General features: G+C 63.6%; 10 protein-coding genes. 2 read left to right on the forward strand and 8 right to left on the reverse strand.

Features of this window, described 5'->3' with window-relative positions; genetic code table 11:
- Window positions 1-84 precede the first annotated feature (84 nt).
- From NATTI_RS0122065 to lysA, 7 genes are all read right to left on the reverse strand, one after another.
- On the reverse strand, window positions 85-885 hold the full coding sequence (locus tag NATTI_RS0122065; protein WP_006091136.1) for an IclR family transcriptional regulator: 801 nt from the start codon (window positions 883-885) through the stop codon (window positions 85-87).
- Window positions 886-1,624: 739 nt separating this feature from the next.
- The gene (locus NATTI_RS0122075) at window positions 1,625-3,226 is read right to left on the reverse strand and encodes an N-acyl-D-amino-acid deacylase family protein (protein ID WP_027119264.1); all 1,602 of its coding nucleotides are present in this window, start codon (window positions 3,224-3,226) and stop codon (window positions 1,625-1,627) included.
- A 502-nt stretch (window positions 3,227-3,728) separates the two neighbouring features.
- Window positions 3,729-4,001, reverse strand: a complete 273-nt coding sequence (locus NATTI_RS26270; RefSeq protein WP_211215158.1) for a hypothetical protein — start codon at window positions 3,999-4,001, stop codon at window positions 3,729-3,731.
- A 390-nt stretch (window positions 4,002-4,391) separates the two neighbouring features.
- Window positions 4,392-5,456 carry a serine hydrolase domain-containing protein gene (locus tag NATTI_RS0122085; RefSeq protein ID WP_006091138.1) on the reverse strand — a complete coding sequence of 355 codons (1,065 nt, stop codon included), beginning with the start codon at window positions 5,454-5,456 and terminating at the stop codon, window positions 4,392-4,394.
- Window positions 5,457-5,475: 19 nt separating this feature from the next.
- Window positions 5,476-6,564, reverse strand: a complete 1,089-nt coding sequence (locus NATTI_RS0122090; protein WP_006091139.1) for a dipeptide epimerase — start codon at window positions 6,562-6,564, stop codon at window positions 5,476-5,478.
- Entirely contained in the window at window positions 6,561-7,580 is a 1,020-nt protein-coding gene (locus tag NATTI_RS0122095; RefSeq protein ID WP_006091140.1) for an NlpC/P60 family protein, read from the reverse strand. The genes NATTI_RS0122090 and NATTI_RS0122095 overlap by 4 nt, the downstream gene beginning before the upstream one ends.
- Window positions 7,567-8,832 carry a diaminopimelate decarboxylase gene (lysA, locus tag NATTI_RS0122100; protein ID WP_006091141.1) on the reverse strand — a complete coding sequence of 422 codons (1,266 nt, stop codon included), beginning with the start codon at window positions 8,830-8,832 and terminating at the stop codon, window positions 7,567-7,569. The genes NATTI_RS0122095 and lysA overlap by 14 nt, the downstream gene beginning before the upstream one ends.
- A gap of 136 nt (window positions 8,833-8,968) precedes the next feature.
- Here lysA and NATTI_RS0122105 point away from each other — a divergent pair, with 136 nt between their 5' ends.
- Window positions 8,969-9,874: a serine hydrolase gene (locus NATTI_RS0122105; RefSeq protein ID WP_006091142.1), complete on the forward strand. Its 906-nt coding sequence runs from the start codon at window positions 8,969-8,971 to the stop codon at window positions 9,872-9,874.
- Here the strand turns inward: NATTI_RS0122105 and NATTI_RS0122110 are convergent, their stop codons facing one another.
- A complete protein-coding gene (locus NATTI_RS0122110) occupies window positions 9,875-11,389 on the reverse strand; it encodes an amidase (RefSeq protein WP_006091143.1) in 1,515 nt (504 codons plus the stop codon).
- A gap of 224 nt (window positions 11,390-11,613) precedes the next feature.
- Here NATTI_RS0122110 and NATTI_RS0122115 point away from each other — a divergent pair, with 224 nt between their 5' ends.
- The gene (locus NATTI_RS0122115; RefSeq protein ID WP_006091144.1) at window positions 11,614-12,324 is read left to right on the forward strand and encodes a helix-turn-helix domain-containing protein; all 711 of its coding nucleotides are present in this window, start codon (window positions 11,614-11,616) and stop codon (window positions 12,322-12,324) included.
- Window positions 12,325-12,334 lie beyond the last annotated feature (10 nt).

A 12,334-nucleotide genomic window follows, 5' to 3' on the forward strand; every position in this document is an offset into this window, starting at 1 on the left:
GTCACTGCACTTAAGCAATTGCCTTCGTGAATAGGGTCCCTCGGAGAGAGCCGAGACGGTGACACGGTCCCTACGAGCGGTCACTCACCGGCCTATCTGAGCGGTCTCGAGGGTCACTTCGATCAGATTCGCGGCCTCGATGACGCGTTTCGGCATCTCCGAACGAAATCGGTCGTCAGAGAGCCTGCTCGTGGGCGCCGTCACGCTCACTGCGCCGACGACGGTCTCGTGCGAGTCGATGACAGGGGCACCGACGGCGCGCATGCCGCGGATTTCCTCCTCGTCGTTGAGCGCGTACCCTCGGTCCCGAATCTCTGCGAGCGTCTCGCGAAGCGTGGGTGCGTCCGTGATCGTGTTTTTCGTCTGTCCTTCGAAGTCGTGTGCTTCGAGAATCGCGTCGCGCCGGTCCGACGGGAGGTGTGCGAGGATCGCCTTGCCGGCAGCGGTGTCGTGGAAGTACTGCGGCGTCTCGCGCATGCGGAGATGGTAGTCCTTCGCGACGGCGCGGTCTCCGTGGCTCTCGTAGAGCACCGCGATCCGGTTTCGCTCCTCGGCGATCAGGTGGACGTACTCGCCGGTTCGATCCGCGAGGTCGTCGATCACGTCGTGACCGGCCACGTACAGACCTGTTTCGTTCCGGACGTGCTCACCGAGGGCGATAAACCGAAAGCTGAGCCGATACTCCCCGTCGCGTTTCGTCACGAATCCGCTGTCGACGAGCGTCTGCAAATAGGTGTAGACGGTCCCTTTCGTCAGATCGATCTCGGCCGAGATTTCGGCGAGCGTCCCGCCTTGCAGCCGTTTGATGACATCGACGATGTCGGAAGCCGTTCCCACTGATTTGATCCGTCTCGGCTCGGCTTCCCCCTCGGGATCGGTGGTCATAGATGAGAATACGTCACGCTGAACTTAAACATTTGTAAATATCAAACGTGTTCCGAAAAGAGACCCCCCTAATCGAGCTCCGTTTCGAACCCGAATGGCCAGCGTATTGATCGAGCGACGGTTCCGAGTCGACGCCAAAACGGGTGCTTCGCTACATATTTGGGTCGTCGACGCTCGCTGCGATCAGTTTTATTCGAGCGAACGACTGACGACGGACGGTAACGTACAACTCTCCAGTGCTCAGTCGGCGGCCGGTGTTTGATAGTTACAAACACGCTACTGCCCAGCGGGGAAATTACATTCGTATGTCTGTAACGAATTGTGGAAAATCGTCCATCAGAATCACCGTCTGGCCGATGGTAATAGATGATCATACACGTTATACGGAATATCCGAAGAAGTGCCACCGTCTCATCCGACAAAATGTTAGAACGTCCAACCCGAGTTCGGCACCGGTCTCGCCGAATGGACATCACGAATCTTCGACCAAATCGGCGGTCACAGCACCGTATAACCAGTTTGACCGACCACAACCAGATACTCGAGACGGCGGTCGATGAGCGCAATACGGTGCACTACTACTGTCACCCGTTCTCATATATCAAAGCACGAGTGAGTGGATGTCACGTGGAGGGGGTCGATTCAGCGCTCACGACAGCAGCAGCGATCGGGGCTGATACGACTCGAAACGCGACGCGTCCACCGTGTTGCAGGGGAAAATAGACGGAAGACCGACGCGTTACCGAATCGCGACGCCGGGGCGCGCGCCGGTGTGCTCGCCGCTTCGGACGACGAACTCGCCGTTGACTAGCACGTGATGGATACCGTCGGGATAGACGGCCGGATCGACGAACGAACCGCCCTGCCCGACGGTCTCGGGATCGAACACGGTAAGATCCGCCCAGAGCCCCTCTTTGAGGACGCCGCGATCCTCGAGTCCCAGCCGGGCCGCCGGTTGCCCCGTCATCTTGTAGACAGCCGTTTCGAGCGAGACGACGCCGCGTTCGCGGACGTAGTGGCCGAGAACGCGGGGGAACGTCCCGTAACTTCGCGGGTGGGGGACGCCGTCGCCGAGGGGACCCGTCGGTCGCAGCGAGTTCCCGTCGCTGCCGATCATCGTGAGTTCGTGGGCCATGACCTCCTCGACATCCGAATCGCGCATGCAGAAGTGAATGTGTCTCGGCCGAACCCGGTCTTCGATTAGCAGGTCGATGACGATCTCGGCGGGAGACCGGGACTCGCCGTCCCGCTCGGCGAGTTCGGCGATCGTCTGCCCCTGAACGGCCTCGAGGTCGGACGTCCGAACGTTGGTAATGAGGATATCGTCCCACGAGTCGGTGTTGGCCTCGAGTTCATCCCGGATCTCCGCTCGCGTCTCCTCGTCCGTCAGTCGGTCGAGTATCGCGTCGGTTCCGCCCTCGCGGGCCCACGTCGGCAGGCGCGCGCCGAGGCTGGTCGACGACGCGGTGTAGGGGTACTGCTCACACTGGATCTCGACGCCGTCGCGGTCGCGGGCGCGTCGCATTCGCTCGAGGGTGTACTTGACTTTCCCCCAGTTGTCCCGGCCGACGGCCTTGTGATGGGAAACCTGCACCGGCACGTCCGCCCGGTCGCCGATCTCGATCGCCTCCTCGAGCGCCTCGAAGATCTCGTCGCCTTCGCTTCGCATGTGAGTTGCGTATAGCTTGTCGTGGTCCGCGACGACCTCCGCCAGCGCGACGAGTTCTTCGGTGTCCGCGAACGCGCCGGGGGTGTAGATCAGCCCCGTCGAGAGCCCGACCGCACCGTCCGAAAGCGCCTCGTCGACGATCGCTTTCATTTCCTCGAGTTCGTCGGCCGTCGGTTCGCGGTCTTCGTAGCCGAGGACGGGGATTCGTGCGTTTTCGTGCCCGATCAACGAGCCGACGTTGAGCGAGACGCCGCCAGCGTCCGCGCCCTCGAGGTGGTCGAGGTAGTCACCCATCGATTCCCAGGCGCTCGTGTCGACGACCTCCCCGACGCCCCGGTAGGCGAAGCCCTCGTCGACGTCCTCGGCGCCCTCCCCGTACCGCGGTGCGGCGCTCGTCCCGCAGTTGCCGACGATCTCGAGGGTCACGCCCTGTCTGACCTTGCTGTGGGCATCCCGATTCGCGGGGAGCGTGAAATCCGAGTGCGTGTGTATGTCGATAAAACCGGGTGCGACGACGGCGCCGTCGGCGTCGAGTTCGGTTCCGCCCGACCCCGTGACGTCCCCGACGGCGGCGATCCGGCCGTCGCTGATGGCAACGTCGCCGTCGAACCACGGTGCGCCCGTCCCGTCGATCACTCGAGCGTTCCGAACTACCGTATCGTATTCTATCATGCAGCGGTGAACTCCCCTCACCCGGTAAAAACCAGCACCTTGGAAGATAGGTCGGGACCGCCGACGACAGTTGACGGATCGTGACTCGCGCGCTTCGAAGTTGATGCCCCCACAAGAGTCCGATATCGACGCCGTTCCAAACGGACGATAGACGACCAGTTCACCGAGGCTTAGACGCGTGTACGGCGGGGCAGAGGTGCACTTTCGGTGAAAGGTCTTTGCCCATCCGTCCCGGTATCCGGTTCAGCGTGAACTCGCTGATATTGTTCTCGGATTCGTCGCGCACTTGTTGGAGATCGAGCCGATCAGCAACGCGACACTCGGCGAGGGGCAAGAACTCCAGATATAGATACACGCGAATTGCTTTATTACCGTCGAGATTCCGTGTGAGGTCAACATTCGTCCATAGATAGTGTGAAGTTTCCTGTTCTATTTCTGCTGTCAGTTGTCATCCTTTGCTACCCCGGTCTTTCATCCCATCAGCTATCTTAAATCCATAGCGTCACTGAAAACTCATAATGTAAAATAGTGAGGCGAGAAACATACTAATTGCACCAAAATACCATACTACCTCCCATGTGATTAACCATACGACAGAACCAGTATAAACATCACCGAATTCTGTATAAGGAACTACGGCAAACAACACTCCTGCTAGTACAAAGCCTGCTCCCGCAAGAATGTGAGTAACGCTGTCTAAGGCAGACAATACATCACTAATAATAACAATTCCAAATACAGCCATACTCAGTCCAAATATTATTTCACCTCTCACGTGATTGTCCATATATGGTTTATTAGTATTAAGATTGCGGTTCAGCTAAGAGACAGTGTTTATCGCAGAAGTTAGATGGTGTGATTTTGTGGCACCCTGTGACAAAAGTCAACCATCTCTTCGCCCATCGTGACCTCACCATCGGCCGTCGGACACGTTTCGAGGAAGAGCTGTAAGCCGTTGAGCAATGCCCTTTCTGCTCAACGGAAATCGACGCCCACTCTTCGACCCACGATTCGAGAGCGCGAGCGGCGGTCACGTCGGTGACGAGGACAGCCTGTGACGGCCACTGTCCGATTCGGCGGTTGTAGCGTCGGAGGACGCGGACACCTCGAGACGCATGTTCGGACACTGTCACATAACAAACCGTATCGCAGCAGCGTGGCCTGCTCAGCCACAAGCAGCCCCGACGATCGAGTGATACCGCTGTCGGAACCGGTACAACTGCACCTGCTCGTACACCGCGTTCGTGAGCAGACAGGCGAAGCGACCGCGCTCGAGGTCGATCCACAGCGACGTGCCTGTAAACCCCGTGTGGCCGATCGACCGATTGGACCACTGCGGCGCCGGAATCAGCTCCGTCGCGACGCGCCAGCCGTACCCCTGTGCGGCGGTGTCCGTTCCGCTTCGTCGAACCGGCAGGCAGTCGACGGTCGGTGCGGCGAGCAGTCGGCTCGAGTCAGAGGCGTCTGCATCTGCGAGCAACGTCTGGGCGTAGCGTGCGACGTCTCGAGCCGGCGCGAACAGGCCGGCGTTACCGCTCTCGCCGTTCATCGCGTTCGCGATCGGATCGTTGATTTCGTTTCGACACGCGCCGAAACCGCGCTCGTGCTCGTAGGTCTCGACGACCCCCGGATCGGGATCGTCGTACGGCCCGATCGATGATCCGTCCATCCCGGCGGGCTCGAAGACGTGTTCCTCGGCGAGGGCCGCGAGCGAGCGCCCGGAAACCTGTCGAAGCGCTTCGGCGAGGTGGACGTAGTTCAGACAGCTGTAAACGTAGCCGTCGCCGATCCGTCGGTCGAACAGCTGTCGGTCGTATAGATCCGCGAGCGCGTCGTCGACGCCGTCCCACTCGTCGGAGTAGGCGTACGGCTGCAAGCCGGACGTGTGAGTCACCAGCCGCCACAGCGGAATCTCGCCGCGGCGACGGCGCTCGAGGGCGGGGACGTGCTCGCCGAGTTCGTCCGTCAGCGTTAGCGCGCCGCGCTCGAGCAGTCGAAAGAGAATCGTCGTCGTGACGATCGGTTTGGTGAGCGAGGCGACGTCGAACGGCGTCTCGAGTCCGACGGGAGTCTCGTCGGTCGGCGACTGCTGCCCGACTGTCACCTCAACGGAATGGGCGTCGGCAGTGCCGGCGACGGCGACGGCCGCCGTGTAGTACTCGCGCTCGAGTCCCTCCTCGAGCAGGGAGCGAACGCGCGTCGTGGTCGGATCGTCGGCGTCACGCTTCATTTTGGCCCGGTGTGAATCGTCAACTGTCATCGCCGGCGGGAGAGTCGGGAACGACCGCAGGATCGGGGACGATACCGTGGCCTGGGCCGGAGAGATCGTGCGTCGGCCCCTTCGGAACGTCGGCGATGCCCCGTTCGAACGAGAGGTTGCCGTCGAGGTCGACGTACGAGAAGTCGCCGAGTCCGGCGACCAGGTGGGCGCTGGCGTGGAGGCCGAGGGCGCTCTCGAGCATGCAGCCGATCATCACCTCGAGGTTCGCGCCGCGAGCGATTTCGGCGATCGCCGCGCCGTCGGTCAGCCCCGATTTTGCGGCTTTGATGTTAATGACGTCGGCGGCCCCCTCCGCCGCGATTCGATGCGCGTCCGCGGGCGTGAAGACGGCCTCGTCGGCGGCAACCGGCACCCGGACGGTCTCCGTAACTCGCCTCAGTCCGTCGACGTCGTCCCGATGAACGGGCTGTTCGAGGAGTTCGAGGTCGAACCCGCGGTCCCCGGCCTCGTGGGCGAATCGGATCGCCTCCTTCGGCGTCCAGCCCTGGTTCGCGTCAACTTTGATCTCGGCGTCGGGCGCGGCGTCCCGAACCGCGGCGACGCGCTCGAGGTCCGAGTCGACGCTCCCGCCGACTTTGACCTTGATCTCGTCGAAGCCCGCCTCGAGGGCCGCGTTGGTCTCCGCGGCAGCGGTCTCTGGATCGACGATCGAGACCGTCAGATCGGTCCGAACGGGTTCTGGTTTGCCGCCGAAACACTCCGCGAGGGCGATCCCCCGCTCACGACAGTAGGCGTCGTACAGCGCCGTCTCAAGCGCGAATCGCGAGGAGACGGCACCCGGCAGCGCCGCATCGAGTTCGGCGACGAGGCCGCGACGGTCTCGCAGGTCTCGCCCTTCGAGGATGGATGCCCCGGCCTTTGCACACGCAACCGCGCTCTCGACGGTTTCGCCCGTGATCGGCTCGAGCGGTGCGCCTTCGCCCCAGCCGACGACGCCCGACTCTGTTTCGAGTTCGACGAGGACGTTCGTCGCCCGGTGTTTCGAGCCCAGCGAGATCTCGAAGCTGTCGGTTAGCGGCAACTCGAGTTCATAGACGTCGACGCGGTCGACGATCACGGCCGACCCTCCGGGAGCAGTCGCTTCGTCGCGGTCACCGATTCGTCGAGCGATTCGACGTATCGTTCGTCGTCCGGGTCGAGGCTGTTGACCGTCACTGCGTCAGCGCTCCCGTAGGCGTGGATGTACTCGCTCCCGCCGAGACTGATCGCAACGTGTCCGGGGAAAAAGAGGAGGTCCCCGGGCGCGAGCTCCTCGCGGTCGACGTCCCTCCCCATCGTTGACTGCTGGTCTGCATCCCTCGGCAGCGAGACGCCGGCGGCGGCGTAGGACACCCAGACCAGCCCGGAGCAGTCGATCCCCTCGGCCGTCATCCCGCCCCACTCGTAAGGTGTCTCGAGAAACTGCCGGGCGACGGAAACGACGTCGTCACCGGTTCCAACCGGTCTCCGCTCGCGAACGCACGACGCGGGAAGCGTCGCTCGAGCGCCGGACCTGAACGAGACCGAAATCTCGTCCTCGTCGGCGCGCGACTCGATCCGGCAGTCGACCCCGGCGGGAACGGTCTCCACCGAGAGTTCCGACTCGTCGACCGCGTCGGCCGGTGCGGCGGTGACGGCCGCGTCTGCGGTCCAGTCGTCCCGCGTGGATCCGGTAACGGACGTCAGTGCGCCGCCATCGACCCAACCGAGGTAGCCGCTGGGCGTCCGTATCCGCCGCCACCCATCGCACCCATCGTACGCAGTCACCGCGGCTCCGTACAGGAGCGCCGTGACCTGTTCGGCCTCCTCGTCCGGTTCTCCGCGGACCGAGAGCACGCGACGATCAGTCGTTCGCGGCTCATTAACGGCCTCGAGCACGGCGAGGTCGTCCTGAACCTCGTGTACACTCGCTCGCTCGACCGCGTCAACGACGGCCCGGCGCAGGCGGTCGGTCTGGACGGTGCCAGAAAGGGTGACCGGCCCGTTCGTCCCACGCTCCGGCGTATCAACGTCGACCTCGAGACAGGTCACGCGCTCGTCGGGCGCGTACGCCGTTTTCGCTCGCTGCACGGCGAGGCGCTCACTGGAGGTCATCCGGCACCTCCGCGTTGGCGACGACATCCTCCGCGCGTTCGGGCCGGCGAATCACGTCGATGTCGCCGTTCGACCGCGCGAGCAACACCGGCGGCTTCGGCTGGGCGTTCGTGTGCGAAGCGCTGCCCAGCGAGTACGCCCCGATTCGGTCGACCGCGAGCAGATCGCCGCGCTCGAGCGGTGGCAGCGAAACGTCCTCGGAGATGACGTCGCCGGAGTAACAGAGCGGTCCCGCAACGTGGTAGCGTTCGCTGCGTTCGCCGTCCGCGAGGGCGTAGATCGGGTACGGCCAGTACGACGACACCGCGTTCGTGCCGGCGTCGAGCACCGCGAAGTTCGTGTGCGGCGTCTCCTTGACGACGCCGACGGTCGACACCAGGGTGCCGGCGTTGCCGACGAGCCGTCGACCCGGCTCGAGAAAGAGCGTCGGCAGCGACAGATCGAACTCGGCGGCGGTCTCGCGAACCGTCGTCGCGATCTCCGCGATGATCTCCTCGGTGTCGGGAACCGGGCCTTCGTAGGGAACGGGAAAGCCGCCGCCCAGATCGAGCACGTCGATTTCGACATCGAGTTCGTCCCGAATGTCGGCCGCAAACGACAGCATCTCGCGGGCGGCGACGGCGTACGGTTCGACGCCGCGGATCTGGCTGCCGATATGGAGCTGGACGCCGGCGAGTTCGACCGCGGGCGCCGACGCGGCCCGCTCGGCGACCGCCATCGCCCGACCGGAGTCGGTGTCGAGACCGAACTTCGTCTCCCGCGTCGCCGTCGCCACCTCGGGGTGAGTCGGCACCTCCATCGCGGGGTTTCCGCGAACGAGCACCTTCGGCCGCGCTCCCGTCGACTCGGCGGCCTCGATCAATCGCTCGAGCTCCGTCGCGTTGTCGACGAGGAGGTACTCGACGCCGAGCGAGAGCGCGCGCTCGACATCCTCTGGGCGGCGGTTCATGCCGGTCAACAGCAGTTCCTCGGGCTCGTAGCCGGCGGTTAGCGCCGCCGATACCTCGCCTCGGGCGTACGCCTCGGCGTGACAACCCTCGTCGCGAAGCACCGAGAGGATCCCGGGGTTGTAGTTCGCCTTCACGGCGAAGTGGACGACTGAGTCCGGATACTGCTCGTCGAGCGCCCCACGAAGCGTTCGGTAGTTCTCCCTGATATCGTCCTCGAAGAAGACGTACGCCGGCGTTCCGTGCGAAGAGATGAGTTCGGATTCGATTCCGGAGAGCCGCTCTCTCCGTTCCTGTAGTTCCATTACTCCGAGTAGGGGCGGGTATCGGGGAAAACACACCCCCTCGCATACTAGGCGCTCGTTTCTCGCCGACGCCGCCGGAAGGGGTGTCCATGAGACGACGCACGCGCTCGAGCCCGACACCGCGGGTGAGTGATCGATGACGGACTCGCGACCCGAACCCAAGACATGGGCCGAACTTCGATCGACCGCCGAACAAATCGATGAAGGTCTTGACGGGCGATTGGGGGTCGTCGTCTGTGACGTTGGAACGGATTCTGACTCCGGCCTTACGGACGATTCGAACGGCGAACCGCTCCTCTCGATCCGCTCGCGCGACCGTTTCGGCGCCGCGAGCATCGTCAAACTCCCAATTCTCTACGCGCTGTACCGCACGTACGACGGTCGACTCGAGGCCCTCGACCGTCCTCACCAGATCGCCCCCGAGAACCGCGTCGGCGGCTCCGGACTGTTTCACCTGCTGGCGGACCCCACGCCCACCGTCGAGGATCTGGCGACGGCGATGATTTCGGTGAGCGACAACGCCGCGACCAATGAACTGATCGACCACCTCGGCTTCGACGACATCGCCGCTGCGGCGGCCGATCTCGGACTCGAAGGAACCCACCTCGGCCGAAAGATGATGCAGACGCCGGCGGTCGATCCCTCGCTGTCGGGGTTCGAGACCGACGCGTCCCCGATCGAATCGAACGGCCACCGGTACGTGAACTGGGTGACGCCGCTGGACTGTGTGGTCTTGCTTTCGGACATCCACCGCGAGCGAACGCTCTCGAGTGCGGCGTACGAGCAACTCTCGAGACCGCTCGCCCACCAGCACGACGGCTCGATGGTCCCCCGGTATCTCCCGCCCGACGCCGAGATCCGCCACAAAACCGGGAACCTGCCGTCGGTAGCCGCCGACACAGGACTACTGACGGTCGACGGGCGGACGGTCGCCTACGCGATCTGCTGTGACGGACTCGAGCGCCGCGGCGAGGGGGTCGACGCCATCGCAAAACTGGGCGCGGGCGTGTATCGGATTCTCGAGCGGCGGACGGAAACGTGACTACGAGAGCGCACCGAATCCGTCCGGCTGCCGCCGATGGCGAGTGGCCTGCTCGTAGGCGTAGGCGAGTTCGAGAAGCCGATCCTCGGCGAACTGTCGTCCCAGCAGCTCCATCCCCACGGGGAGCCCGTCGTCTGTGAATCCGGCCGGGACGACGATCGATGGGAGTCCCGTGTTGGCCGCCAACTCGCAGTTCAGCTCCGCGAACGGCTGGTGGTCGGGAATCCGCACGGGTGGAATCGTCGACGGCGGGTACAACAGCGCGTCGAGATCCTGCGCTGCCATCCGATCGAGCGTGTCGGTCCTGAGCTCCCGCCGGCGCTCGAGTCGGGCGAGGTAGCCCACGTTCTGATCCAGCGTCTCGATGTCGAGATCGAACATGATACCGTCTTCCAGCCGGGACTGGACCGGCGGGGCGATCACGCCGGCCTCGAGGATCTCCGCGAAGCTTTCGTAGGGAGCGTCGTCTCCCAGCCCGGCCAGGTAGCGATCGATGTCTCGTTCGAACTCGTAGCCGATAACGCGAGCCGACGCGAGGTGGTTCGTGTCGATGATTTCGACGGGATCGACGATCGTCGCCCCTGCCGACTCCAACTCGTCGATCGCCGTCTCGAGCACGTCCGTGACCGCGTCCGCGGCGGTCTGCGGGGCGCTTTCCTCGTTCTGCAGGCCGAACAGCTCCCGAACGACGCCGATTCGGGCGTCCTCGAGCCCGCGCTCGTCCAGGTGTGAGACGTACCCCGAATCGGGGACGTTGTCCACGCCCGCAGCCGTGGTGGGATCGTTCGGATCGTAGCCGGCCATCACGTCCAGTAGCCGCGCCGCATCCGCGACGGTCCGGGTGATGGGACCGGCCGTGTCCTGCGTCGCGCTCAGGGGGACGATGCCCGCCGCGCTGACGAGCCCCCTGGTGGGTCGGACGCCAACGAGATTGTTGAACGCGGGCGGCGAGCGGACCGACGAACAGGTGTCGCTTCCCGTCCCGATCGCGCCCAAATTCGCGGCGATCGCCGCCGCCGTGCCGCCGCTCGAGCCCGAGGGCCGTCGATCCAGCGCGTACGCGTTTCGCGTCTCGCCGCCGAGCGAGCTGATCGTGTCCACGCCGAAAGAGAACTCCTGGAGGTTCGCTTTCGCGAGGACGATGCCGCCAGCCTCCCGGAGCTGTTCGACGACGAACGCGTCCCGCTGTGGGATCGATTCGGCGAGCGCTACCGACCCGGCCGTCGTCGGCATATCGTGCGTGTCGTGGTTGTCCTTCAGAACGATCGGAACTCCATGAAGCGGGCCAACGAAGCCGTCGGTTTCGAACTGCGAGTCCAGCCGTCTCGCTCGCTCTCCCGCGTTCGGATTGACGGTCAAGATCGCGTTCAACTCGTCGTCGTAAGCCTCGATTCGCTCGAGATACCGTTCGACGAGCGACTCGGCGGTGAGTGATCCTCGATCGAAAGCTGCGTGGAGCTCCTCGACGGTCGCTTCGACGACGTCAATCGACTTGTCGGATGTTGTCGGAGACATGTGGTGTGTGCCGATACCGACGCGATCACCTAATAGCTCGCCACAATTGACAGTCTGCCAACTAGTATTGAAACTTCGGACCGGGAGCTGCATTACCCCAGTGTGGTTTCTCAAAGGTTGCTAACTGCGTGGATCAGACTAGTAACTCCAGCCGTTTCAGCTATACAACCGTCCATAAATATTTATACGATGTATGCCAACAGAAGTCATAGTTCGGTATCTCTATGAAAAAACGGATCGATCTGACGCTGTGGCACGAGGCGTGTTGGATGCTATCGGTCACCCGCGAGTATCCGTCGGCCACGCTCGTCATCACCGACATGTGTTCGGACGGCACCGACATCCTGGCCACGCTCGTCGTCACTGGCGAGGACGGCCTCGACCTCGAGGCGGTCGCCGAAACGATCGCCGCGTATCCGGACGTTCGGGCGACGGATCTCCTCGAAGCGGGCGCTCGACACCTCCGCATTCACGCTCGGTTCGATGCGACGAGTTCGGTGTACGACACGATCGTTCAGTCGTCGCTGACACCCATCGGCGAGATCCGGATCGCCGACAACAGGGAACACTGGACGCTGCTCGCCGACGGCGAGGCCATCGGATCCGCCATCACCGACCTCGAGGCGGTCGCCGACGTCGACATCCGCCGCGTGGTCGACTACGAACCCGACGCCTCGACGAACTACACCCTCATCGACGAGATCAGGGACGAACTCTCCGGCCGACAGACGGAGTACCTCCTCTCGGCGCTCGAGGAGGGCTACTACGGCTGGCCGCGCGACGTCGCGGCAAAAGACCTCGCCGAGAAACACGATGTCTCCGGTCCGACGGCGCTCGAGCACCTCCGAAAGGGCGAAGCGGTGGTCCTCGAGCGCGTGCTCAGCAGCGTCAGAGAGGAAGAACGGAACGAACTCGCGGTTCCGGAGTCGAAGTGATATCGTCGCA

It is taken from the genome of Natronorubrum tibetense GA33, assembly GCF_000383975.1.
GTDB classification, from domain to species: domain Archaea; phylum Halobacteriota; class Halobacteria; order Halobacteriales; family Natrialbaceae; genus Natronorubrum; species Natronorubrum tibetense.